Raw genomic sequence first — 23,024 nt, 5'->3', positions numbered from 1 at the left:
TCGCGGACATGTCGCCCTACGACCCGTCAGCTTTCCCGCCGTTCGCCGTCACCGTCGACCTCGTCGTGCTCACGGTGCGCAGCAATGCCCTGAGCGCCCTCGCGGTCCGTCGTGGCGAGCCCCCCTACCAGGGCCGATGGGCGCTGCCCGGCGGTTTTGTACGCGGCGACGAGGACCTGGCCGAGGCCGCCGCCCGTGAACTGGAGGAGGAGACCGGGCTCCGGGCCGGCAAGGGGGTGCATCTGGAACAGCTGGCCACGTACGGCGATCCCCAGCGCGACCCGCGCATGCGCGTGGTGAGCGTCGCCCACCTGGTGCTCGCCCCCGACCTTCCCGCCCCCCGCGCCGGAGGCGACGCGCGCAGTGCCCGCTGGGCCCCCGTCGGGGAGTTGCTGCGCAACGGCGAGGACGGCGCCCTCGCGTTCGACCACGCGCGGATCCTCGGCGACGGCGTCGAACGCGCGCGGTCCAAGCTCGAGTACTCCGCCCTGGCCACCGCCTTCTGCCCGCCGGAGTTCACCGTCGGCGAACTGCGCCGGGTCTACGAGGTCGTGTGGGGCGTCGCGCTCGATCCACGCAACTTCCACCGCAAGGTGACGGGCACGGTGGGATTCCTCGTCCCCACCGGCGGTACGACGACCCGTCAGGGCGGTCGTCCCGCACAGTTGTTCCGCGCGGGTGGCGCAACCATCCTCAATCCGCCCATGTTGCGCCCAGAGGTGTAAATTTCGGACCTTTCGCACGTTATCGTGCAAGGGTGATCCAGGCCATCGGACTGACCAGCGCGTCCCGCGGCGACGAAGCACCCGCCGTGGACGACCTCACCTTTGACGCCCGCCCCGGGGAGATCACCGCCCTGCTCGGCGACAGCGGTGCGGGCAAGTCGACCGCCCTGCGGCTGATGCTCGAACTCGAACCCGGCCGCGGCATCACCCTCTTCGGCGGCCGGCCCCTGCACCGTCACGCCCACCCGGCGAACATCGTCGGCGTGCTCCTCGGCGACGTCCCCGGACACCCCTCCCGCACCGCCCGCGGCCACCTGCGGATGCTGGCCGCCGCTGCCGGCGCACCGGCCGAACGCGCCGATCAGGTCCTGGAGATCGTGGGCCTGCGCGACGCGGCCGACCGCCGTCTCGGCGAGTTCTCGCTCGGCATGGACCGGCGCCTCGGTGTCGCGGCCGCCCTGCTCGGCGACCCTCCCGCCCTCCTGCTCGACGACCCCGCGCAGGACCTGTCGCCCCGCGACACCGCCTGGCTGTACGGACTGCTCAAGACCTATGCGGCGCGCGGCGGCACGGTCGTCGTGACCGTGAGCGATCCTCGCACTGCCGGACGCCTCGCGGACCGCATCGTCACGCTCGACGCGGGACGGCTCGTCGCCGACCAGTCCGCCCAGGAGTTCGGCCGCGGACGGCTGCGCCCCTATGTCGCCGTGCAGTCGCCGCAGGCCGAACGCCTGGCGCTGCTGCTCGCCGACGACGAGACCGAGATCACCCACGAGAGCGGCAGCCGTATCTGCGTCTACGGCACGACCACCGCCCGGATCGGCGAGACCGCCTTCCGGCACGGCATCCTGCTGCACCGCCTCGCGGACGAGGTGGGCGACACCGGAGTCCCGGAGTCGCCGCACGGCGACCGCGCCCCCGGCGCCGTCTCCCTGGCGCCGGTGCGCGAGGCCCGTCCGCCTGCCGGGCCGGCCCGTCCGGTCCGCTACGAACTGCGCCGCCTCGCGGGCATCCGCGGCCCGTGGCTGATCGCCCTCGCCGGCGTTCTCGCCTCGGCCCTCTCCACCCTCGTGCTGCTGCGCACCGGGCACCATGCCGTCTCCCTGCGCCTGCTGACCGGCTGGGCGCACTCCCTGCCGCTTCCCCCGGCCGCCCTCGGGGGCGGGCTCCTCGGAGCCCTCTCCTACGGCCAGGAGTTCCGGTACCCGGCGCTGGCGCCCGCCAACGCGCCGGTGCCGCGCCAACTGCGCCTGCTGCTGGCCAAGCTCGTCGTGAACGGCGGCGCGGCGCTGGTGATCGCCGGCTGCGCGGCTGCGGCGGGAGTGCTGGAGGCGCACTTCCTCGGTGGTCACGGACTGCCGCGGCTCCTGGTCCTGGCCCGTATCGCGGTGACGTGGGGGGTGCTGGCGCTCGTGTGCTGCTGGGCCGGTGTGCTGGCGGCCGGGGTGTTCCGGACCACCGCGCTGGGTCTGGCCGGGGTGTTGGCGGTGCCCCTGCTGGTGGCACCGGTGGTGCGCCGGGCGGCGACCGCGCCGGCGATCGACGCGGTACGGCTGGCGACCCAACCCGTCCGGTATTCCTTCGTCTTGTCGCTCTTCGCTCTGTTGTGTGCCTATGTGGCAACGGTCTTGCGCCGGAGAAACCCCATTTCCTTCCGATAAAGCGTCAATTATCAGGTGATGAGTGCTCACCCTTTCGTGTGCTTTTCAGCAAAGCCCTCAAGGCGCCGGGCGTCATCGCCGACAAATGATGCGTGAGTACCCTTGCGCACACCATGATGACCGCCGCCCGCTCCGTCGACCCCAGCCTCGTCGGCGGTGGCGAGCTCGACCGCTATCCGTACGCCGACGTCTCCGCCGGTTCCTCGCTGGACCGGCCGGGCGGTGCGCCCTCCTGGGAGGGCGACACCGACATGGGCCGGGTGGGCCGCCGGGCGGGCGGCAGCCGTGGCCGCGGGCTCCACGGCCAACTCGTCCAGCAACTCGGCCAGATGATCGTCTCCGGCGATCTGGGCGCCGACCGTCCGCTCGTCCCCGAGGAGATCGGCCAGCGTTTCGAGGTCTCCCGCACCGTCGTCCGTGAATCGCTGCGTGTGCTGGAGGCCAAGGGTCTGGTCAGCGCCCGGCCCAACGTCGGCACCCGGGTCCGCCCCGTCAGCGACTGGAACCTGCTCGACCCCGACATCATCGAGTGGCGGGCCTTCGGTCCCCAGCGGGACGACCAGCGCCGTGAGCTGTTCGAGCTGCGCTGGACGATCGAACCGCTGGCGGCCCGCCTGGCCGCCGGTCACGGCCGGGAGGACATCCAGCAGCGGCTGGTGGACATGACCGAGATCATGGCCCACGCCGTCGGTCAGGGCGACGGGCTGACCTTCTCCCGCGCCGACGCCGAGTTCCACGCCCTGCTCCTGCAGGTCGCGGGCAACCGCATGCTGGAGCACCTGTCCGGCATCGTCTCCGCCGCTCTCCAGGTCTCCGGCGGCCCCGTCACCGGCTGCGAGCGCCCCGGCGATCACTCCGTCGCCCTCCACGCGCGGGTGGTCGAGGCGCTGGCCGCTTCCGACGGTGCCGAGGCGGAGGCCGTCATGCGCCAGCTGCTGGCCGTGCACACCGAGCCGGGTCCCGCCGCCGCGACCCCCGACCATGTCGTCCCCGCACCGCGCGAGCACTGATCGCCCGGAGCGAGCCGGAGACGGCACCGACTTCCGCCGCCGGCCCACACCCTCCGGGCCCGGCGGCGGAGCCGTCCGCCGCATCGGACGGGTGGACGGAATGCGGCGGCCGGTTCACGGCGAGTGTCCCGCTATCGACGGATTGGTGTCGTTTCGGGGTGTGACTCGGACCACGTGGGGCCGGGCGTAACGCTCTGGCGAGCAGCGCGATGAGGTAAGAGGTGGCGGCCGCGCGAGGAATATCCGCGACGAACATGACGCTGAGTTGCTGAGCGGTTCCACCCTAGTCGTTTTCCATCGTTCCGAGAGGTTGTTCGTGTCGGCCAGCACATCCCGTACGCTCCCGCCGGAGATCGCCGAGTCCGAGTCTCTGATGGCGCTCATCGAGCGGGGTAAGGCTCAGGGTCAGATCGCCGGCGACGACGTGCGCCGAGCCTTCGAAGCGGACCAGATCCCGGCAACCCAGTGGAAGAACGTTCTGCGCAGCCTCAACCAGGTCCTCGACGAGGAGGGTGTGACGCTGATGGTGAGTGCCGCTGAGGCGCCCAAGCGCACCCGTAAGAGCGTCGCAGCCAAGAGCCCGGCGAAGCGTACTGCCACCAAGACCGTCGAGACCAAGGCCGCGCCGGTGAAGAAGACCGTGGCGGCCAAGGCCGCCGCGGCACCCGCGTCCGCCGTCGAGGCGGAAGCGATGGCGGACGCGGCCGACGAGGGCGTGGCGCCCGCCAAGAAGGCCGCGGCGAAGAAGACCGCGGCCAAGAAGACCACCGCCGCCAAGAAGACGACGGCCAAGAAGACCGCCGCCGATCCCAAGGCCAAGAAGGACGACGAGCTCGTCGAGGGCGAGGAGCTCCTCGAGGAGGTCACGCCCGGCAAGGACGAGGACGTGCCGGCCGCCGAGACCGAGGCGGAGAGCTTTGTGCTCTCCGACGACGACGAGGACGACGCGCCCGCGCAGCAGGTCGCCGCGGCCGGCGCCACCGCCGACCCGGTCAAGGACTACCTGAAGCAGATCGGCAAGGTCCCCCTCCTCAACGCCGAGCAGGAGGTGGAGCTCGCCAAGCGCATCGAGGCCGGTCTGTTCGCCGAGGACAAGCTGGCTCAGGCGGACAAGCTCGCCCCCAAGCTCAAGCGCGAGCTCGAGATCATCGCCGAGGACGGCCGCTGGGCCAAGAACCACCTGCTGGAGGCCAACCTCCGTCTGGTGGTCTCGCTGGCCAAGCGCTACACCGGTCGCGGCATGCTCTTCCTGGACCTGATCCAGGAGGGCAACCTGGGCCTGATCCGTGCGGTCGAGAAGTTCGACTACACCAAGGGCTTCAAGTTCTCCACGTACGCGACGTGGTGGATCCGCCAGGCGATCACCCGCGCGATGGCCGACCAGGCCCGCACCATCCGTATTCCGGTGCACATGGTCGAGGTCATCAACAAGCTGGCCCGCGTCCAGCGCCAGATGCTCCAGGACCTGGGCCGCGAGCCCACCCCGGAGGAGCTGGCCAAGGAACTCGACATGACCCCGGAGAAGGTCATCGAGGTCCAGAAGTACGGCCGCGAGCCGATCTCCCTGCACACCCCGCTGGGCGAGGACGGCGACAGCGAGTTCGGTGACCTCATCGAGGACTCCGAGGCTGTCGTCCCGGCCGACGCGGTCAGCTTCACGCTTCTCCAGGAGCAGCTGCACTCCGTCCTCGACACGCTCAGTGAGCGCGAGGCCGGCGTGGTCTCGATGCGCTTCGGCCTGACCGACGGCCAGCCGAAGACGCTCGACGAGATCGGCAAGGTGTACGGGGTCACCCGTGAGCGCATCCGCCAGATCGAGTCGAAGACGATGTCCAAGCTGCGCCACCCGTCCCGTTCCCAGGTGCTCCGCGACTACCTGGACTGATCGGACCGGCTCCCTGACGGGCCCGCGACCGCTTCTTGCGGCCGCGGGCCCGTCGACGTTTTCCGGAGCCCCCTCCGGATGCGGGGGTGGATCACTCAGGTAACGCTGAGTGCACTTGTTGTTCCGGAGGGTGAGGAGAGTGCATGCGTTCCTCGATCCGCTCGATGATCGGCGGACTGACGCTGGTATCAGCGCTCGCGATGCCGCTGGTGGCCCCCGCGTACACCGCGTACGCCGCCACTTTTGAGCCCGCCTCGCCGGGTGTGGAACCCGTGGCCCAGGATGCGGGGGGCGCCGCCGTGCCCGAGGCCGCGTCGCAGGACGGGGAGGGGGCCTCGTACGCGGCGCAGACGCAAGGGGCCTCGGCCGCCGAGCCGGGACGGGAGTCCATAGCCCGGGGCGCGGAGTCCTCCGCACAGCTCGGCCGGGCGGCGGCGCCCGCGGCACCGGAAGGGTCCCGCGAGGTGGCGAGCCCGAAGTCGCCGGGGCAGGGGGCCACCGGCGCTGTCATAGGCGGTGCGCCCGTGTCGACCCAGCAGTACCCCTGGGCCGTGGCCATCTCCAGTCGCTCCCGGTACGGGACGACGCGTTCCGGGCAGTTCTGCGCCGGCGCCCTCGTGGGTCCGGCCACCGTGGTGAGCGCGGCACACTGCTTCACCCCCGCCGCACTCGGCGGGGACTGGAGGCAGGTGCCCGACCTGCGGGTCATCGGCGGGCGCACGGACCTGAGCGGCGCGGGGGGCCGGGAGGTGCCGGTCCGCAAGGTCTGGGTGAACCCGGCCTACGATCCGGCGACCAACAACGGGGACGTGGCCGTCGTCACCCTCGCCCAGCGGCTTCCGGCGTCGGCCGCGATTCCGATGGCGAAGCCCGGCGACAGTGCCGTCTACCGCTCCGGCACCCCGGCGAAGGTCTTGGGGTGGGGTGACACGACGGGGCTCGGCACCTACTCGAGCACCCTGCGGGCGGCCCCGGTGGAGGTGCTCCCCGACTCGGTGTGCCAGAAGGCCTATCCGGGGAGCATCGACGGCAAGTACCTGTCCGGTTCCATGGTGTGCGCGGGTGAACTCACCGGCGGGCGGGACTCCTGCCAGGGGGACAGCGGCGGCCCGCTCGTGGCGGGGCAGCGGCTGATCGGCCTGGTGTCATGGGGCTCCGGCTGCGCCGAGGCGGGCCGCCCGGGGGTCTACACCAGGGTCTCGTCGGTCTCCGGGCTGGTCGGGCAGCACTCGTGACCGGATGATGGATCGTCGCGTGCCGTGGCGCGTCCAGGCGTCACGGGATGCGCGGTGCGGACGGCGCCAGGGGCGCCGTGCCGCGAGGAGGAACGAGAGGACGAGCAAGCGGACAAGCCGACGGGCGGCCCTCCACGCGGGGGGCCGCCCGTCGCTGAAAGCTCGTCGCAGTGCTACGCGTCAGCGTTCGTCATCGACCGCGACGGTCGGCGTGGCCGTGAGGCGGCCGGTCTCGTCCTGTATTTCCACAGCGATCTTCTTCAGTTCGGGCTCGAACTTACGCCCATGGTGCGCGCAGAAGAGCAGCTCACCGCCGCTGATCAGAACGACGCGCAGGTAGGCCTGGGCGCCGCAACGGTCGCAGCGATCCGCCGCCGTCAGCGGGCTCGCGGGGGTCAGAACTGTAGTCACGTCGCCTCTTCTCTAGCTCGACGAGCTGTCGTACCAGGGTCAACATCCAACCAGGCCGAAACTGTTCCCGCTCGTGCCTTTTTCCTGGAAACCGTTGTTGTAGCGGCTGGATGCTACCGATTGGCGGCGAATGATCCTCTGGTGTGGTTATTTGTCGTATTCGGGGCAATCAGGCGGAACTGGTCAGATTCTTCAGTTATGTCCCGCCGGCTGGCTTGCCGGTTGTTGATGAGGACGTGCCCGCAGCCTAAATGGTTCATGCCTCCAGGGGAACGTGACATGTGTATCACTCAAACGAGGGATCGAACATGTCTTCGATAGCGGGCTAGCATGGACCGCATACCGGGTCGCGGCGAAACGGCCGCGCGTGGCCTCGGTACCCTCTGACCGATACGGCTGTAGAACTTCATCGAGGAGACGTCCCGCGTGACCGCCGAAACATCCGTGCCGTCCACCGCGTTGCTGACCGGTGCAGATCGTGACGGCTCCAACTACACCGCGCGGCATCTGTTGGTACTCGAGGGCCTGGAGGCGGTGCGCAAACGCCCGGGCATGTACATCGGTTCCACCGACAGCCGCGGCCTGATGCACTGTCTCTGGGAGATCATCGACAACTCCGTCGACGAGGCCCTGGGCGGCCACTGCGACCACATCGACGTCATCCTCCACGAGGACAACTCGGTGGAGGTGCGCGACAACGGCCGCGGCATCCCCGTCGACATCGAGCCCAAGACCGGCCTGTCCGGCGTCGAGGTCGTCATGACCAAGCTGCACGCGGGCGGCAAGTTCGGTGGCGGGTCGTACGCGGCCTCCGGCGGTCTGCACGGCGTGGGCGCCTCGGTCGTCAACGCCCTGTCCGCCCGGCTCGACGTCGAGGTCGACCGCGGCGGCCACACCCACGCCATCAGCTTCCGGCGCGGGGTGCCCGGCCGGTTCGCCAAGCCCGGCCCGGAGGCGAACTTCGAGCCGGAGAGCGGGCTCGACAAGTCCAAGAAGGTGCCGCGGACCCGGACGGGCACCCGCGTGCGCTACTGGGCGGACCGCCAGATCTTCCTGAAGGACGCCAAGCTCTCCCTGGACACGCTCCACCAGCGCGCCCGCCAGACCGCGTTCCTGGTGCCCGGCCTGACGATCGTCGTCCGCGACGAGCGCAGGGACAACGGCAACGAGGACGGCAAGCCGGTCGAGGACACCTTCCACTTCGACGGCGGCATCAGCGAGTTCGCCGAGTACCTCACCCCGGACAAGCCGATCTGCGACGTGCTGCGGCTGTCCGGCAGCGGCACCTTCAAGGAGACCGTCCCGGTCCTGGACGACCGCGGCCACATGAGCCCCACCGAGGTCACCCGCGAGCTCGGCGTCGACGTGGCGCTGCGCTGGGGCACCGGGTACGACACCACGCTGCGCTCCTTCGTGAACATCATCGCGACGCCCAAGGGCGGCACGCACGTCCGCGGTTTCGAGGGGGCCATCACCCGGACGGTCAACGAGGTGCTGCGCGCCAACAAGCTGCTGCGCGTCGCCGAGGACGACATCGTCAAGGACGACGCCCTGGAGGGCATGACCGCGGTCGTGACGGTCCGGCTCGCCGAGCCGCAGTTCGAGGGCCAGACCAAGGAGGTGCTCGGCACCTCGGCGGCCAACCGCATCGTCGCCAATGTCGTCTCCCGTGAGCTGAAGGCCTTCCTGACCTCCACCAAGCGGGACGACAAGCAGCAGGCCCGCGCCGTGCTGGAGAAGGCCGTCGCCGCGGCCCGCACCCGGATCGCCGCCCGGCAGCACAAGGAGGCGCAGCGCCGCAAGACCGCGCTGGAGTCCTCGTCGCTGCCGGCGAAGCTCGCCGACTGCCGCAGTGACGACGTGGACCGCAGCGAACTGTTCATCGTCGAGGGAGACTCGGCGCTCGGCACCGCGAAGCTCGCGCGCAACTCCGAGTTCCAGGCGCTGCTGCCGATCCGCGGCAAGATCCTCAACGTCCAGAAGTCCTCGGTCTCGGACATGCTCAAGAACACCGAGTGCGGCGCGATCATCCAGGTCATAGGAGCCGGCTCCGGCCGCACCTTCGACATCGACCAGGCGCGCTACGGCAAGATCATCATGATGACCGACGCCGATGTAGACGGCAGCCACATCCGGTGCCTGCTGCTCACGCTCTTCCAGCGCTACATGCGGCCCATGGTCGAGGCGGGCCGGGTCTTCGCCGCGGTCCCGCCGCTGCACCGCGTGGAGCTCACCAACCCCCGCAAGGGCCAGGAGAAGTACGTGTACACGTACTCCGACCGCGAACTGCGCGAGACGCTGCTGGAGTTCGAGCGCAAGGGCATCCGCTTCAAGGACAGCATCCAGCGGTACAAGGGTCTGGGCGAGATGGACGCCGACCAGCTGGCGGAGACGACGATGGACCCGCGGCACCGGACGCTGCGCCGGATCAACATCAGCGACCTGGACGGCGCCGAGCTGGCGTTCGACCTGCTGATGGGCAACGACGTGGCACCGCGCCGCGAGTTCATCACCAATTCGGCGTCGACCTTGGACCGATCCAAGATCGACGTCTGACCCGCGGCGAACGGATCGGGCCGCTTCGGCGGTCCGATCCGGACGCCGGGCGCCGGCGGTACCGCCCCGCCGCGCGACTCCGGCCCGGACCGCCCCGCCAGGTCCTTTAGGCGAAAGGGCCGCCGCCCACCTCCCGGGGCGGAGGATCGTCACCTGATGGGGTGAAGGTTTCTGCTTGGGGCCTCCCGGATCTTCCCGCAATGTCCATGCTTGGGCGCACGGCCGAACGGTCCGTGAAGCGAGGAGAGTCCGTGAAAGAGCACGACGGGGCGGAGCCCAGCGGGCTGCGGGTGGACGACCCCTGGTACGACGCCCTGGCCGCCGGGGACTGGGAGGGACCGGAACCGCCGCCGGCGCCCGCAACCCCACAGGCCGCGCCGTCCGGTCGCGCCGCCGTGTACCGGGAGGTGCAGCGCAGCGGCCCGTTCCAGGAAGTCCGCGGCCGCTACCGGCGGTTCGTCTTCCCGGCGACGATGGCCTTCCTCGCCTGGTACCTGCTCTACGTCGTGCTCGCGACCACGGCCCCCCGCCTGATGGCCCGGCCGGTCGCCGGCGAGCTCAATGTCGCCATGGCCCTGGGTCTCGCCCAGTTCGCCTCGACCTTCCTGCTGACCTGGGCCTATGCCCGGCACGCCCGGCTGCGCCGGGACCGGGCCGCCCTGGAACTGCGCTGGGACACCCAGGAGCGGATGCGGTGACCGGCAACCACCAGGGACTCGCACTGGTCCTCTTCACCGTCTTCGTCTCCGTCACCCTCGCCATCACCGCCTGGGCCGGGCGCCGGCGCAGTTCCTCGGTCGAGTTCTTCGCGGGCGGCCGGCTCTTCTCACCCCTGGAGAACGGATTCGCCATCGCGGGCGACTACCTGTCCGCCGCGACCTTCCTCGGCATCTCGGGCCTCATCGCGCTCTTCGGGTACGACGGCATGCTCTACTCGGTGGGCTTCCTGGTCGCCTGGCTGGTCGTCCTCTTCCTCGTCGCCGAACTCGTCCGCAACTGCGGCCGGTACACCCTCGCCGACGTGCTCAGCGCCCGGATGCGGCAACGGCCGGTGCGGATCGCCGCGGGGACCGCCTCGGTGGTCGTCTCCGTGCTCTACCTGGTCGCGCAGATGGTCGGCGCCGGGAGCCTGGTCGCCCTGCTGCTCGGCGGCCAGGGTTCGGCCGCCCGTACCTGGACCGTGGTCGGCGTGGGCGCGCTCATGGTCTTCTACGTCACCTTCGGCGGCATGCGGGCCACCACATGGATCCAGATCGTCAAGGCGGTGCTGCTGATGGGCGGCACGCTCGCCCTCACGGTGCTGGTCCTGATCCGCTTCCACGGCGACCTGGGCGGGCTGCTGCGCGCGGCGGCCGACGGCAGCGGCCACGGTCGCGCCTATCTCGCCCCGGGCTTGAAGTACGGCGAGAACTGGACGTCGCGGCTGGACTTCATGAGCCTCGGCCTCGCTCTGGTGCTCGGCACGGCCGGGCTGCCGCACATCCTGTCCCGCTTCTACACCGTGCCGACCGCCCGTTCGGCCCGGCGCTCGGTGGTCTGGGCGATCGGTCTCATCGGCAGCTGCTACCTGATGATCATCGTGCTCGGCGTCGCCGCGGCCGCCGTCGTCGGCTCGGACGCCGTGCGCACCTCCAACGCGGCCGGGAACACCGCGGTGCCCCTGCTCGCCCTCGACCTGGGCGGGGGAGCGGGCTCCACCGGCGGGACGGTGCTCTTCGCGGTCGTCGGCGCCATCGCCTTCGCCACCATCCTCGCCGTCGTCGCGGGCATCACGCTGGCGTCCTCCGCCTCCGTGGCGCACGACCTGTACGCGACGCTGCGCCGCCCGCGCCCCGGCGCCGCGCGCCGCGAGCACGAGGAAGTGCGCGTGGCCCGGCTGGCGGCCGTCGGGATCGGCGGCGTGGCGATCGGGCTGAGCCTGTTCGCACAGGGACAGAACGTGGCGTTCCTGGTGGGACTGGCGTTCGCGGTCGCGGCCTCGGCGAATCTGCCGGTGCTGCTCTTCACGCTGTTCTGGCGCAGGTTCACCACCCGGGGCGCGGTGTGGTCGGTGTACGGCGGCCTGGTCCCGGCCATGGCGCTGGTGGTGCTGTCCCCGGTGGTGTCCGGCAGCCCGGACTCCCTCTTCCCGGGGCTGGACTTCGCCTACTTCCCGCTCCAGAACCCGGGGCTGGTGTCGATCCCCCTGGGCTTCCTGGCCGGCTGGGCCGGGACGCTGCTCACCCGTGAGCCGGCCGACGCCGACGCGTACGCGGAGGTGGAAGTCCGGGCCCTCACGGGCGCCGGAGCGGCCTAGGAGGCCCTGCACGGGCCCTGTGGGCCCGTGGCCGCCCTCCCGGGCCCCGCCGGGTCCCGGGAAGGCGTTCGGGCGCTCCTCGGCCCGCAACGGCCCCCTCAGACAGGGCGGTTACGCGCGGTGGAGGGCTCCGCCCAGGCGTAGCGGTGCTCCGGCCGGCCGGTGTCGCCGTACTTGAGGGTGAGGCTGATCCGGCCCTCGCGTTCCAGGAATTTCAGGTAGCGCTGGGCGGTGGAGCGGCTGATCCCCGCACGGGCCGCGACCTCGTGCGCGGACAGCGGCTGCGCCGCCTCGGTGAGGACCTTGCGCACGAGTTCGGCGGTGGGCGCCGAGTGCCCCTTCGGGAGCCCCGCCGGGGCCGCGGCCGCCGTGCGCAGCGCGCCGAAGATCCGGTCGACCTGCTCCTGGCCCGCCTCCCCGCCCCCGCCGCCGAAGCCGTCGAGGGTCCGGCGCAGCGCCGCGTACCCCTCCAGCTTCACCCGCAGTCCGGCGAAGCTGAACGGCTTGACCAGGTACTGCAGGGCACCGAAGCGCATCGCGGCCTGCACGGTCGCCACGTCCCGCGCGGCGGTGACCATGATGACGTCCGCGTGGTGACCGAGCTGGCGCATGCGCCGCACCAGGGTGAGGCCGGTCTCGTCCGGCAGGTAGTGGTCCAGCAGCACCAGGTCGACGTGCGCGCGTTCCAGCGTGGCCAGCGCCTGCGCGGCGGTGTGGGCCCGCGCGGTGACCCGGAAGCCGGGGACCTTGCCGACGTAGGCGGAATTGATCTCGGCGACGCGGAAGTCGTCGTCCACGACCAGGACGTCGATCATCGTGCTCCCCCTGCGGATACGGGTGCCGTCGCGGTGGGTTCGGGCGCGGTCAGTGCCTCCGGCAGGACGACGGTGAAGACCGCGCCGCCCCCCGCGCGGGCGGTGACGCGGGCCGTGCCGCCGTACCGTCCGGCGAGCCGGCGCACGAGCGCCAGACCGAGCCCGCGGCCCCGGTGCGCGGGGGAGACCTTGGTCGTCCACCCCTCGGCGAAGATCCGCTCGCGGGCATCGGGCGGCACGCCCGGCCCGTCGTCGGACACCCGCAGTACGGCGGTCGTGCCCTCGGCGCGCAGCTCGACCTCGACCATGGAGGCCGCCGCGTCCAGGGCGTTGTCGATGAGGTTGCCCAGCACGGTGACCAGGTCTCGGGGGTCGACGACGCGGTCGGGCAGCAGTGTCGCGGGTGCGACGGACAAGGCCACGCCCCGTTCGGCGGCGATCGCGGACTTGCCGACCAGCAGTGCCGACAGCAGCGGGTCGTGGACGCGTTCCGCGACCTGCTCGGCAGAGGCCCGCCGTCCGTCGGCCACTTCGGCGACGAACTCCACCGCCGCGTCGTACAGGCCGAGTTCGAGCAGGCCCAGCAGGGTGTGCAGGCGGTTGGCGTGCTCGTGGTCCTGCGCGCGCAGCGCGTCCAGCAGACCGTGGGTGCTGTCGAGTTCGCGGCCCAGGCGCTCCAGTTCGGTGCGGTCGCGCAGGGTGGCGACGGCGCCACCGTCCCCGGTGGGCATCCGGTTGGCGACCAGCACCCGGGCACCGCTGACGGTCAGCAAGTCGGTGCCCGCGACCCGGCCGGCCAGCACGTCGGTCGTGCGGCCCACCGGCAGCACGTCGTCCAGGGCGCGGCCGGTGGCGTCCGGGCCGAGTCCGAGCAGCCGCTGCGCCTCGTCGTTGAGCAGCCGGATCCTGCCCGCGCCGTCGAGCGCCACGACCCCCTCGCGGATGCCGTGCAGCATCGCCTCGCGCTCGTCCAGCAGCGCGGAGATGTCGGCGAACGCCAGCCCGTGCGTGCGCCGTTGCAGCCGCCGGGACACCAGCAGCGCCGCCAGCACACCGACTCCCAGCGCGGCGCCCGCGTACAGCAGAAGCACCGGGACGGTCGCCAGGAGCCGTTCGCGCACGCTGTCGTACGCGATGCCGACCGACACCGCGCCCACGATGCGGCCGAGGTCGGTACGGAGCGGCACCTTGGCGCGGGCGGAACGGCCGAGGGTGCCCCGGTCGATCTGCATGATCTCCTGGCCGCCGAGCGCCACGCTGGGGTCGGTGGACACGTGCCGCCCGATCTGCGCGAGGTCGGTGTGCGACCAGCGCACGCCGTGGGTGTCCATGACGACGATGTAGAGCGCTCCGGTGGCGCGGCGGATGCGCTCGGCCTCCTGCTGCACCGGGCCGGTGACGCTGGGGCGGGTGCGGAGCAGATCGCGGGCGAGGCCGGGGGTGGCGGCGGTGGTCTGGGCGATCGACAGGGCCTGGCGCATCGCCTGCTGGTCGAGCTGCGAGCTCAGCGGGGCGAGGAACAGGCCGGTGGCCAGGGTGATCACACCGGTGGTGAGGACCAGCTGGACGAGCAGGACCTGGGCGAAGACGCGGCGGGGCCAGCGGATGCGCATGACGTCACCGTGTCCTCTCCGGCGGTCCGCGCCCATGCGGAATTCGCTCGTCCGTTTGCCTGGCTGTGAACGCAACGTAAACGGCACCGGGCCCGCTGCCCAGCCCCTGTGGCCCTTTCGTTGTTGTAGCGCGAGCAGAATGAGCAGAACAGGGGGTTGTGGGCACAAGGCGCGGTTGTGACCGCAAGGCTGCCGCCGTGGGCCGGGCCACCTCTAGCGTCCCGGCGCATGAGCACACACACCAGCCCCGCCATCGAACTGCGGGGTGCGAGCAAAGCGTTCCGGACCCCGTCCGGGGCCCTCCACACCGCTGTGCGCGATCTGGACCTGACCGTCGGGCGCGGCGAGTTCGTGGCCGTCGTCGGACCGACCGGCTGCGGCAAGTCCACGACGCTGACCCTGGTCAGCGGGCTGGAGGAGCCCACCGAGGGCGAGGTGCTGGTCGCCGGCGAGCCGGTGCGCGGCATCGGCGGCAAGGTCGGCTTCGTCTTCCAGCAGGACGCCGTCTTCCCCTGGCGCACTGTGCTGTCCAACGTGATGGCCGGTCCCCGTTTCCGGGGCGTGCCCCGGGTGGAGGCCAGGGAGCGGGCCCGCGAATGGCTCGCCAGGGTCGGCCTCACCGCCTTCGAGGACCGCTACCCGCACCAGCTGTCGGGCGGCCAGCGCAAGCGCGTCGCGCTGGCGGCCACCTTCGTCAACGACCCCGAGATCCTGCTCATGGACGAGCCGTTCTCGGCCCTGGACGTGCAGACGCGCGCGCTGATGTCGGACGAGCTGCTGGAGCTGTGGTCCGGCACGGGCGCCTCGGTCGTCTTCGTCACCCACGACCTGGAGGAGTCCATCGCACTCGCGGACAAGGTGGTCGTGATGACCGCCGGGCCGGCCACGGTCAAGGAGGTCTTCGAGATCGACCTGCCGCGTCCGCGCAAGGTCGAGACGGTGCGGCTGGAGCCGCGGTTCATCGAGATCTACCGGGAGATCTGGGCCTCACTGGGCGAAGAGGTCCGCATCACCCGCGAGAGGGGTGCGGCGCATGTCGCCTGAGACCGTGGCGGCCCCGGCGGCCGCCGCCACCAAGGACACCGGCGGCGGATCCGACCGGGCCCGGTCCCGGGCCCGCGCCGCCCGCAACCGCCTGTACCTCGTGCAGGGCAGCCGGGTGCTGCTGCTGATCGCCGTGCTCGGCCTGTGGGAGTGGCTGGCCCGTGCCGAGGTCATCGACCCGTTCCACTTCTCGATGCCGTCGCGGATCTGGGAGCAGATGCGCACCTGGGCGGTGGACGGCACCGCGCAGGGCTCGTTGTGGGAGCAGGTCTGGTACACGCTCTACGAAGCCCTGCTCGGCTGGATGATCGGCGTCGTCGCCGGTGTGGTGCTCGGGATCGTGCTCGGGCGGATCCGCTTCCTGGCCGATGTGCTGGGGCCGTACATCAAGGTGCTCAACGCGCTTCCGCGGATCGTGCTCGCGCCGATCTTCCTCATCTGGTTCGGCCTCGGCCCGGCCTCGAAGATCGCCTCCGCGGTGGTGCTGGTCTTCTTCCCGGTCTTCTTCAACGCCTTCCAGGGCGCCCGCGAGGTGGACCGCAACCTGGTCGCCAACTCCCGCATCCTGGGCGCCGGCAACCGCCAGGTCACCTTGCAGGTCGTCATCCCCTCCGCGACCTCCTGGATCTTCACGAGCCTGCACGTGAGCTTCGGCTTCGCCCTCATCGGCGCCATCGTCGGCGAGTACATCGGCGCCACCAAGGGCCTGGGCCTGCTGGTCGCCGCCTCGCAGGGCACCTTCAACTCCGCCGGTGTGTACGCCGCCATGGCGATCCTCGCGGTCGTCGCGCTGCTCGCCGAGGGCCTGCTGACCTTCCTGGAGAAGCGGCTCTTCCGCTGGAAGCCGGCCGAGGCCGGCTCCGACCGCTGACCTTCCCACCCTCTTCGCAAGGACGTGAACCAGATGCGCGCACCCCTCAGAGTCCCCGCCGCCGTCGCCGCCTCGGCCGTCGCCCTGACCCTGCTCACCGCCTGCGGCGGCGACTCCTCGGCCGCCGGATCAGGCGGCAGGGGCGACAAGGTCAAGATCATGGTCGGCGGCCTGGACAAGGTCATCTACCTCCCCGCGATGCTCACCGAGCGGCTCGGCTACTTCAAGGCCGAGGGCGTGGACGTCGAACTGCTCACCGAACCGGCGGGCGTGCAGGCCGAGACCGCGCTGGTGTCCGGCGACGTCCAGGGCACGGTGGGTTTCTACGACCACACGCTCGACCTGCAGGTCAAGGGCAAGGAGGTGGAGTCGGTGGTCCAGTTCTCCCAGGCCCCCGGCGAGGTGGAGATCGTCTCCGAGAAGGCCGCCGCCGACATCACCGGCCCCGCGGACTTCAAGGGCAAGCAGCTGGGTGTGACCGGCATCGGCTCGTCCACGGACTTCCTGACGAAGTACCTCGCCGTCAGCAACGGCGTGAAGACCAGCGAGTTCACCCCGGTCGCGGTCGGCGCCGGCCAGACCTTCGTCTCCGCGCTGGAACAGGGCTCGATCCAGGGCGGCATGACCACCGACCCGACCGTGGCCACGGTCCTGGACAAGAAGCTCGGCAAGGTGCTGATCGACATGCGCACCCCCGAGGGCTCCCGCCAGGCGCTCGGCGGGCTCTACCCCTCCTCCAGCCTGTACATGCAGACGGAGTGGGTGAACGGCCACAAGGAGACCGTCCAGAAGCTCGCCAACGCCTTCGTGAAGACGCTCGCATGGATGTCCACGCACAGCGCCGCCGAGATCGCGGCCAAGATGCCGGCCGACTACGCGCAGGGCGGCGGCCAGGAGCTCTACACGCAGTCCATCGAGAGCACGCTGCCGATGTTCACCAAGGACGGTGTGATGCCCGAGGGCGGCCCCGAGACCGTGGAACGGGTCCTCAAGGCCTTCAACCCCAACCTGCAGAACGCGAAGGTGGACCTGAGCAGGACCTACACCACGGAGTTCGTCAAGAGCGCCGGCTGAATGCCGCTGATCTCCATGCGCAGTGGTGCCCCCAGGGCCGCCCCGCAGCTCTCGGGCCGGAGCGGCTCGGCCGCGACCGCGGTCACCCCGACGTCCCAGACCCGGCCGTCCACGTGCCGCACGCGCGTGCCGTCCACGCTCAGCGCCCCCGCCCCGTCCTCACCCGTCAGCCGGCGCACGGCGAGCTCGGCCGCCTGGCCCGGGCGCTCCCACGCGGAGCGCCCTCGGCAGCCCTCCAGCACGACGCGGCCCTCACGGGCGGCCTCCAGCACCCGCCGGGCCAGCGGGAGGTCCACGCGGCCGTAGGCGTAGCCGTACGGCAGCACGAGCATCGTCGGCGAGAAGCGGTGGCCGCCCAGGTGGGTCACCTCCCACACCTGACCGAGCCGGGAGGCGGCCAGTTCGGCCGCCAGCGGGCGGCCGTTGAGCGCGCAGCAGCGGTCGCGCCTGCCATTGGTGCACACCAGGGCCAGCGGGTCGCCCTCGTACGGCATCCCGAAGCCGCGGTGGTCGCCTCGCCCCAGTGCCGCGAAGTCCAGTCCCAGCAGGGCTTCCGGGTCCTCCAGCACGGCCTCGCGCACCCACGAGCGCCCCGGCACCGTGTGCGCCACGTACGCCGTGCGCCGGGGGACGTCGCGCCGCCGGTCCGCGTGCGGCCCGGGCCGCCGGATCAGCCCCACACGCACGCCGGTCCCCGCGGCGGCCCGTTCCAGCGCCCGTCCCACCCGCGGATCCAGATGGCTGCCGGTCAGCGCCTTCGGCCCCCACGGCCCCGGTTGCTCCAGCAGCAGCCATGTGCGCGCGGTGGCCGCGGTCGCGGCGACGGGCTCCGCCAACGAGCTGGACGCGGTCGTGCAGGTGCTCATGAAGGTAAGCCTAACCTTCTGAATCCACCGCAGCGCGCCGGCCCCTCCCGTACCGTGCGGGTGTCCCCCCAGGGCGCCCCGAAAATCCCCGTCGGGGCAGGTCGAGGGCGGGCCGGAACGGCCGCCCCGGAAACCCCGGTGGCATGCCCCCGTACCGTCGGCCCCAGCGGTCTTGCGCAAGAGCGCAAACCACTTGCATGGCGTGTCGTATGCTTGCACACATGACGCGACGGCTTGCCGAAGTAGCGAAGAAGGTCGGGGTCAGCGAGGCCACCGTCAGCCGGGTGCTGAACGGGAAGCCGGGGGTGTCGGAGGGAACCCGGCAGGCGGTGCTGACGGCTCTGGACGTGCTGGGGTACGAGCGGCCCACGCAGTTGCGGGGGAACCGGGCGCGGCTGGTGGGGCTGGTGCTGCCCGAGCTGCAGAACCCGATCTTCCCGGCGTTCGCCGACATCGTCGGGGCGGCGCTGGCGCAACAGGGGCTCACGCCCGTGCTGTGCACGCAGACCGCGGGCGGGGTGTCGGAGGCGGACTACGTGTCGCTGCTGCTGCAACAGCACGTCTCGGGCGTGGTGTTCGCCGGTGGTCTGTACGCCCAGGCGGACGCTCCGCACGACCACTACCGGTTGCTCGCGGAACGCAATCTGCCGGTTGTGCTGATCAACGCGGCCATAGAGCACCTGGGTTTCCCGCGGGTCTCGTGCGACGACTCGGTGGCGGTCGAGCAGGCGTGGCGGCATCTGTCCTCGCTCGGCCACGAGCGGATCGGCCTGTTGCTGGGGCCCTCCGACCACGTGCCGTCGCGGCGCAAGCTGGTGGCGGCCCGCGGCGTGGCCGCGGCGACCGGCACCTCGCTGCCCGACGAGCACGTGGGGCGGGCGATGTTCACTCTGGAGGGCGGCCAGGCGGCGGCCGCGAAGCTGTGGGAGCGCGGCGTCACCGGGATCATCTGCGCCAACGACCCGATGGCACTGGGCGCGGTGCGCGCGGCGCGCCGGATGGGGCTGTCGGTGCCGGGGGACGTCTCGGTGATCGGGTACGACGATTCGGCCTTCATGACCTGCACGGACCCGCCGCTGACCACCGTGCGCCAGCCGATCGAGGCGATGGGGCGCACCGCGGTCGAACTGCTCGCGCTGAAGATCGCGGGCAAGCAGGTCGCCTCCGACGAGCTGCTGTACGAGCCCGAGTTGGTCGTCCGTGGCACGACGGGGCCGGTGCGCGGCTGAGCCTCGCCCACCCCGCGCCGCGCGACGGCGTACCCCTCAGAGCCCGCGGTGCCCGGCACCGCGGGCTCCTGCGCGTCCTGCCTGCCTGCCTGTCCGTCCGCCCGCCCGCCGGACCGACGACCCGACCCGGCCCGGCCCGGTCCCGCGCGGCCGGCCCCGCCGGTCAGCCCGGTCGATGGCCGTTGAAACGCTTCGCAGCCCACCTGCGCAAGCTCGTCAGTCTTTTGCGAAAACTGCGCGACATCTTGCGGACATCTGCGGGGAGTGCTTGAGTGTGCGGCGCCCCCGCTGTGCGTAGCCGGGGGCTTCCACGCTCATGCCCGAAGGGGACCCGATGAGAAGCTCCTGGTTCCGCCCCGCCCGCCGTGCCTCCGCGGCCACGCTCGTCTCCGCGCTGGCCCTGGTCGCCCTCTCCGCCTGCGGCACCAGCAGCAGCGCGGGCAACGACGACAACGCCGGCGGCGGATCGTCGTCCGACCCGACCGCCCCGCTGGACCCGAAGGCCAAGGTCACGCTCACCATCGACTGCATGCCGCCGGCCGCCAAGAAGGCGGAGCTCAAGGAGTGGAAGGAGGACGTCGCCACTTTCAACAAGCAGTACCCGAACGTGACCATCGACGGTAAGTCGACGCCCGGTCAGTGCGAGGAGCCGGCCCGCTTCACCGCGGCTCTGAAGGCGAAGTCCCAGCCGGACGTGTTCTACACGTACTTCACCGACCTGCAGCAGGTGCTGGACAACGACGGGGCCGCGGACATCTCCGCGTACGTCACGGACAAGACCGTCCCCGCCCTCCAGGACATCGACCCCAACGTGCTGGGCGTCCTGAAGAAGGACGGCAAGCTCTACGGCGTGCCCACCAGCAACTACACCATGGGCCTGCTCATCAACCGCAAGCTCTTCACGCAGGCCGGCCTCGACCCCAACAAGCCGCCGACCACGTGGGAGGAGGTCCGCACCGCGGCCAAGGCCATCGCGGGCCTGGGCAAGGGCATCGCCGGGTACGGCGACTACAGCGCGCAGAACACCGGCGGCTGGCACTTCACCGCCGCGATGTACGGCCTGGGCGGCGACGTCGTCTCCGAGGACGGCAGCAAGGCGGCGTTCAACTCCGACCTCGGCAAGCAGATCGTGCAGAACCTGCACGACATGCGCTGGACCGACAACAGCATGGGCCAGACCCAGCTGCTCAAGTGGGGCGACCTGCAGAAGCAGATGGCGGCGGACAAGCTCGGCATGTTCCTGGCCGCGCCCGACGACATCACGTACATGGTCCAGCAGCTCGGCGCCGACTACGCCAACTTCGGCATGGGCCCGATCCCCGGCGGCAAGGCCACCCTCTTCGGCGGCAACGACTACATGATCAAGAAGGGCAGCTCGCCCGACAAGATCAAGGCCGCCATCGCCTGGCTCAACTTCAAGACCCTCACCCCGGGCAAGGGCCAGTTCGAGTACTCCCGCAGCAAGGCGGACGGCCTGCCCGTCGGTCTGCCCCAGCCGGCCTTCTTCACCGGCGCCAGCAAGACCAAGGACGACCAGCTGAAGGCGGCCAGCGCCACCATGCCGGTGGAGAACTTCCGCGCCTTCATGGACAACCCGATCCCCGGCAAGGCCGAGCCCGCGAAGGCCCAGGAGATCTACAAGGTCCTGGACAACGTGATGTCCGGCGTCCTGACCAACAAGAACGCGGACGCCGCCAAGCTGCTGTCCACCGCGGAGACCCAGGTCAACCAGGTCCTCGCCAACCAGTAGCAGCTCCGGCCCCCGGCCCCCCGGCACTCAGGAGTAACGATGTCGGCCCCCAGCGCCCCCACCCTGCCCGCCAGCACTCCCGTGAAGAGCCGGTCGCGCCGCTCGGCACGCCGCCCTGCCCCGGATCCCCACCGTCCGGGGCGGGCCGGCCGCTCCCTGCGCCGCAACCTCACCGCGTACGGCTTCCTCATCGGCGCCGTGCTGTGCTTCGCGTTCTTCTCCTGGTACCCGATGGTCCGGGAGTTCGTACTGGCCTTCCAGAAGACCAAGGACGGGCACACCACCTGGGCCGGCTGGTCCAACCTGAACTACGTCTTCCACGATCCCGCGTTCTGGCAGGCCTGGCGCAACACCCTGCTCTTCACCGGCCTGGCGCTGCTGCTCGGCTTCGCGGTGCCGTTCTTCGTCGCGCTGCTGCTGAACGAGCTGCGGCACGCACAGGGTTACCTCCGGCTGCTGGTGTACCTGCCGGTGATGCTGCCGCCGGTCGCCTCCGTGCTGCTCTTCAAGAACTTCTACAACCCCGAGTACGGCCTGTTCAACCGCATCCTGGAGACACTGCACCTGCCGGCCCAGCAATGGCTGCAGTCCACCGACACCGCGATGCTGTCGGTGGTCATCGCCTCCACCTGGATGAACATGGGCGGCGCCACTCTCATCTACCTGGCCGCCCTGCAGGGCATCCCCGGCGAGCTGTACGAGGCCGCCGAGCTCGACGGGGCCGGACTGCTGCGCAAGATCTGGCACGTGACGATCCCGCAGACCCGGCTCATCCTCTCGCTGATGCTGCTGATGCAGATCATCGCGACGATGCAGGTCTTCACCGAGCCCTTCCTGCTGACCGGAGGCTCCGGCCCGGAGGGCTCGACGACCACCGTCGTCTACCTGATCTACCAGTACGCGTTCAGCTTCAACAACTACGGCGGCGCCGCGGCGCTCGGCCTGGTCCTGCTCGTACTGCTGGCGGTCTTCTCCGCCGGGTACGTGCGGCTCAGCCGCGCCGCGGACGAGTAGGGCGGGGACCCACCGATGAGCAGCACGAGATCGCTGATATCGCCGACGCAGATGGCGACCCGGCGCGGCAAGATCATCTACCGGACGGTCCTGTTCCTGGTGGTCGCCGCCTTCACGCTGGTCTTCCTCGGCCCGCTGTACTGGATGGCCGCCAACGGCCTGAAGTCCACCGAGGAGTTCGCGCAGATCCCGCCGACCGTCCTCCCGAACGCCCTCCACCCCGAGAACTACAAGAGCGCCTGGTCCGTGATGGACCTGTCCCATCTGCTGCTCAACACCCTCTGGTACGCCTTCGGGGCGCTCGCCTTCCAGCTGGTGCTCGACGTGGCGGCGGCCTACTCGCTGTCCAAACTCCGTCCGGTGCTCGGCAACGTCATCCTCGGCATGATGCTGGCGACGCTGATGATCCCGGCGACCGTACTGGTCGTGCCGCAGTACCTGACGGTGCTGGACGTGCCGATCTTCCAGCGCAACCTGCTCAACTCGCCCTGGGTGATCTGGCTGCCCTCGGTCACCAACGCCTTCAACATCTTCCTGCTGAAGCGCTTCTTCGACTCGGTGCCGCAGGAACTGCTGGACGCCTCCGCGATCGACGGGGCCTCCCAGGTGCGCACCTTGTGGTCGGTGGTCCTGCCGATCTCCCGCCCGATCCTCGGAGTGGTCTCCATCTTCGCGATCGTCGGGGTCTGGAAGGACTTCCTCTGGCCGATGCTCACGCTGCCGGACCCGACGAAGCAGACGCTCAACGTCGGCATCTACTCGCTCGCCAGCGGGGTGCCGGAGAACTGGCTGCTGGCGGCCATCGCCATGGCCTCCGTCCCCACCCTGCTGATCTTCCTCGTCTTCCAGCGCAACATCATGAGCGGCCTGACCGCCGGCGGTCTGAAGGGCTGAGGCCCGCACCCGTCCACCGCCACGCCGCTCCCCACCAGCACCACGCCGCCCGCCGCAAGGGCCGGCGGCGTGGTC

The 23,024-nt window shown here is 70.9% G+C and carries 19 protein-coding genes; 15 read left to right on the top strand and 4 right to left on the bottom strand.

Annotation, left to right across the window (positions count from 1 at the left end; all coding sequences use genetic code 11):
- Positions 1-8: 8 nt before the first annotated feature.
- From PV364_RS08640 to PV364_RS08620, 5 genes are all read left to right on the top strand, one after another.
- Positions 9-725, top strand: a complete 717-nt coding sequence (locus PV364_RS08640) for an NUDIX hydrolase (protein ID WP_401974947.1) — start codon at positions 9-11, stop codon at positions 723-725.
- A 32-nt stretch (positions 726-757) separates the two neighbouring features.
- The gene (locus tag PV364_RS08635) at positions 758-2,386 is read left to right on the top strand and encodes an ABC transporter ATP-binding protein (protein WP_319659148.1); all 1,629 of its coding nucleotides are present in this window, start codon (positions 758-760) and stop codon (positions 2,384-2,386) included.
- Between the two features lie 92 nt (positions 2,387-2,478).
- Positions 2,479-3,396, top strand: a complete 918-nt coding sequence (locus PV364_RS08630; protein ID WP_319659147.1) for a FadR/GntR family transcriptional regulator — start codon at positions 2,479-2,481, stop codon at positions 3,394-3,396.
- 316 nt (positions 3,397-3,712) lie between these two features.
- Positions 3,713-5,281 (top strand): RNA polymerase sigma factor, encoded by a 1,569-nt coding sequence (locus PV364_RS08625; RefSeq protein WP_319659146.1) that lies wholly within the window; start codon positions 3,713-3,715, stop codon positions 5,279-5,281.
- Positions 5,282-5,745: 464 nt separating this feature from the next.
- On the top strand, positions 5,746-6,516 hold the full coding sequence (locus PV364_RS08620) for a serine protease (protein ID WP_319659251.1): 771 nt from the start codon (positions 5,746-5,748) through the stop codon (positions 6,514-6,516).
- Positions 6,517-6,696: 180 nt separating this feature from the next.
- Here the strand turns inward: PV364_RS08620 and PV364_RS08615 are convergent, their stop codons facing one another.
- Positions 6,697-6,927 carry a hypothetical protein gene (locus tag PV364_RS08615; protein ID WP_319659145.1) on the bottom strand — a complete coding sequence of 77 codons (231 nt, stop codon included), beginning with the start codon at positions 6,925-6,927 and terminating at the stop codon, positions 6,697-6,699.
- A 426-nt stretch (positions 6,928-7,353) separates the two neighbouring features.
- On the opposite strand from PV364_RS08615, the gene PV364_RS08610 reads away from it, so the two are divergent.
- From PV364_RS08610 to PV364_RS08600, 3 genes are all read left to right on the top strand, one after another.
- On the top strand, positions 7,354-9,483 hold the full coding sequence (locus tag PV364_RS08610; protein WP_319659144.1) for a DNA topoisomerase IV subunit B: 2,130 nt from the start codon (positions 7,354-7,356) through the stop codon (positions 9,481-9,483).
- A 206-nt stretch (positions 9,484-9,689) separates the two neighbouring features.
- Positions 9,690-10,181 carry a DUF485 domain-containing protein gene (locus PV364_RS08605; protein WP_319659250.1) on the top strand — a complete coding sequence of 164 codons (492 nt, stop codon included), beginning with the start codon at positions 9,690-9,692 and terminating at the stop codon, positions 10,179-10,181.
- A complete protein-coding gene (locus tag PV364_RS08600) occupies positions 10,178-11,779 on the top strand; it encodes a cation acetate symporter (RefSeq protein WP_319659143.1) in 1,602 nt (533 codons plus the stop codon). Before PV364_RS08605 ends, PV364_RS08600 begins: the two co-directional genes overlap by 4 nt.
- A 98-nt stretch (positions 11,780-11,877) precedes the next feature.
- Here PV364_RS08600 and PV364_RS08595 read toward each other — a convergent pair whose 3' ends face one another.
- Both PV364_RS08595 and PV364_RS08590 read right to left on the bottom strand, forming a co-directional pair.
- Positions 11,878-12,594 (bottom strand): response regulator, encoded by a 717-nt coding sequence (locus PV364_RS08595; protein ID WP_319659142.1) that lies wholly within the window; start codon positions 12,592-12,594, stop codon positions 11,878-11,880.
- Positions 12,591-14,207: a sensor histidine kinase gene (locus PV364_RS08590; protein ID WP_319659141.1), complete on the bottom strand. Its 1,617-nt coding sequence runs from the start codon at positions 14,205-14,207 to the stop codon at positions 12,591-12,593. Before PV364_RS08590 ends, PV364_RS08595 begins: the two co-directional genes overlap by 4 nt.
- A gap of 228 nt (positions 14,208-14,435) precedes the next feature.
- Here PV364_RS08590 and PV364_RS08585 point away from each other — a divergent pair, with 228 nt between their 5' ends.
- The 3 genes from PV364_RS08585 to PV364_RS08575 are packed head-to-tail and all read left to right on the top strand — an operon-like array spanning position 14,436 to position 17,196.
- Positions 14,436-15,251 carry an ABC transporter ATP-binding protein gene (locus tag PV364_RS08585; RefSeq protein WP_319659140.1) on the top strand — a complete coding sequence of 272 codons (816 nt, stop codon included), beginning with the start codon at positions 14,436-14,438 and terminating at the stop codon, positions 15,249-15,251.
- Positions 15,241-16,122: an ABC transporter permease gene (locus PV364_RS08580; RefSeq protein WP_319659139.1), complete on the top strand. Its 882-nt coding sequence runs from the start codon at positions 15,241-15,243 to the stop codon at positions 16,120-16,122. The genes PV364_RS08585 and PV364_RS08580 overlap by 11 nt, the downstream gene beginning before the upstream one ends.
- 33 nt (positions 16,123-16,155) lie before the next feature.
- Complete coding sequence (locus PV364_RS08575) at positions 16,156-17,196, top strand: ABC transporter substrate-binding protein (RefSeq protein WP_319659138.1); 1,041 nt, start codon at positions 16,156-16,158, stop codon at positions 17,194-17,196.
- Here the strand turns inward: PV364_RS08575 and PV364_RS08570 are convergent.
- Positions 17,163-18,062 carry a sucrase ferredoxin gene (locus PV364_RS08570; RefSeq protein ID WP_319659137.1) on the bottom strand — a complete coding sequence of 300 codons (900 nt, stop codon included), beginning with the start codon at positions 18,060-18,062 and terminating at the stop codon, positions 17,163-17,165. The two genes, PV364_RS08575 and PV364_RS08570, sit on opposite strands and share 34 nt — an antisense overlap.
- Positions 18,063-18,283: 221 nt before the next feature.
- On the opposite strand from PV364_RS08570, the gene PV364_RS08565 reads away from it, so the two are divergent.
- The 4 genes from PV364_RS08565 to PV364_RS08550 all read left to right on the top strand — a co-directional run bounded on the left by PV364_RS08565 (position 18,284) and on the right by PV364_RS08550 (position 22,949).
- Positions 18,284-19,291 (top strand): LacI family DNA-binding transcriptional regulator, encoded by a 1,008-nt coding sequence (locus PV364_RS08565; RefSeq protein ID WP_319659136.1) that lies wholly within the window; start codon positions 18,284-18,286, stop codon positions 19,289-19,291.
- 334 nt (positions 19,292-19,625) lie between these two features.
- Positions 19,626-21,041 (top strand): ABC transporter substrate-binding protein, encoded by a 1,416-nt coding sequence (locus PV364_RS08560; RefSeq protein ID WP_319659135.1) that lies wholly within the window; start codon positions 19,626-19,628, stop codon positions 21,039-21,041.
- Between the two features lie 39 nt (positions 21,042-21,080).
- On the top strand, positions 21,081-22,055 hold the full coding sequence (locus PV364_RS08555; protein ID WP_319659133.1) for a sugar ABC transporter permease: 975 nt from the start codon (positions 21,081-21,083) through the stop codon (positions 22,053-22,055).
- 15 nt (positions 22,056-22,070) lie between these two features.
- Positions 22,071-22,949, top strand: coding sequence for a carbohydrate ABC transporter permease (locus PV364_RS08550; RefSeq protein WP_319659132.1), 879 nt, complete (start codon positions 22,071-22,073; stop codon positions 22,947-22,949).
- Positions 22,950-23,024: the final 75 nt, after the last annotated feature.

Origin of the sequence: Streptomyces sp. MI02-7b, from assembly GCF_033793585.1 — a bacterium.
GTDB lineage: Bacteria > Actinomycetota > Actinomycetes > Streptomycetales > Streptomycetaceae > Actinacidiphila.
The sequence above is the reverse complement of the archived record's forward strand: the minus strand, read 5'-3'. Positions and strand labels throughout refer to the sequence as shown.

Bases quoted from the DNA above. Each gene is read 5' to 3' on its own strand.
- PV364_RS08605 (WP_319659250.1), top strand. From the start codon at position 9,690: ATGCTTGGGCGCACGGCCGAACGGTCCGTGAAGCGAGGAGAGTCCGTG.
- PV364_RS08580 (WP_319659139.1), top strand. From the start codon at position 15,241: ATGTCGCCTGAGACCGTGGCGGCCCCGGCGGCCGCCGCCACCAAGGAC.
- PV364_RS08575 (WP_319659138.1), top strand. From the start codon at position 16,156: ATGCGCGCACCCCTCAGAGTCCCCGCCGCCGTCGCCGCCTCGGCCGTC.
- PV364_RS08640 (WP_401974947.1), top strand. From the start codon at position 9: ATGTCGCCCTACGACCCGTCAGCTTTCCCGCCGTTCGCCGTCACCGTC.
- PV364_RS08595 (WP_319659142.1), bottom strand. From the start codon at position 12,594: ATGATCGACGTCCTGGTCGTGGACGACGACTTCCGCGTCGCCGAGATC.
- PV364_RS08570 (WP_319659137.1), bottom strand. From the start codon at position 18,062: ATGAGCACCTGCACGACCGCGTCCAGCTCGTTGGCGGAGCCCGTCGCC.
- PV364_RS08550 (WP_319659132.1), top strand. From the start codon at position 22,071: ATGAGCAGCACGAGATCGCTGATATCGCCGACGCAGATGGCGACCCGG.
- PV364_RS08560 (WP_319659135.1), top strand. From the start codon at position 19,626: ATGAGAAGCTCCTGGTTCCGCCCCGCCCGCCGTGCCTCCGCGGCCACG.
- PV364_RS08565 (WP_319659136.1), top strand. From the start codon at position 18,284: ATGACGCGACGGCTTGCCGAAGTAGCGAAGAAGGTCGGGGTCAGCGAG.
- PV364_RS08585 (WP_319659140.1), top strand. From the start codon at position 14,436: ATGAGCACACACACCAGCCCCGCCATCGAACTGCGGGGTGCGAGCAAA.
- PV364_RS08590 (WP_319659141.1), bottom strand. From the start codon at position 14,207: ATGCGCATCCGCTGGCCCCGCCGCGTCTTCGCCCAGGTCCTGCTCGTC.
- PV364_RS08555 (WP_319659133.1), top strand. From the start codon at position 21,081: ATGTCGGCCCCCAGCGCCCCCACCCTGCCCGCCAGCACTCCCGTGAAG.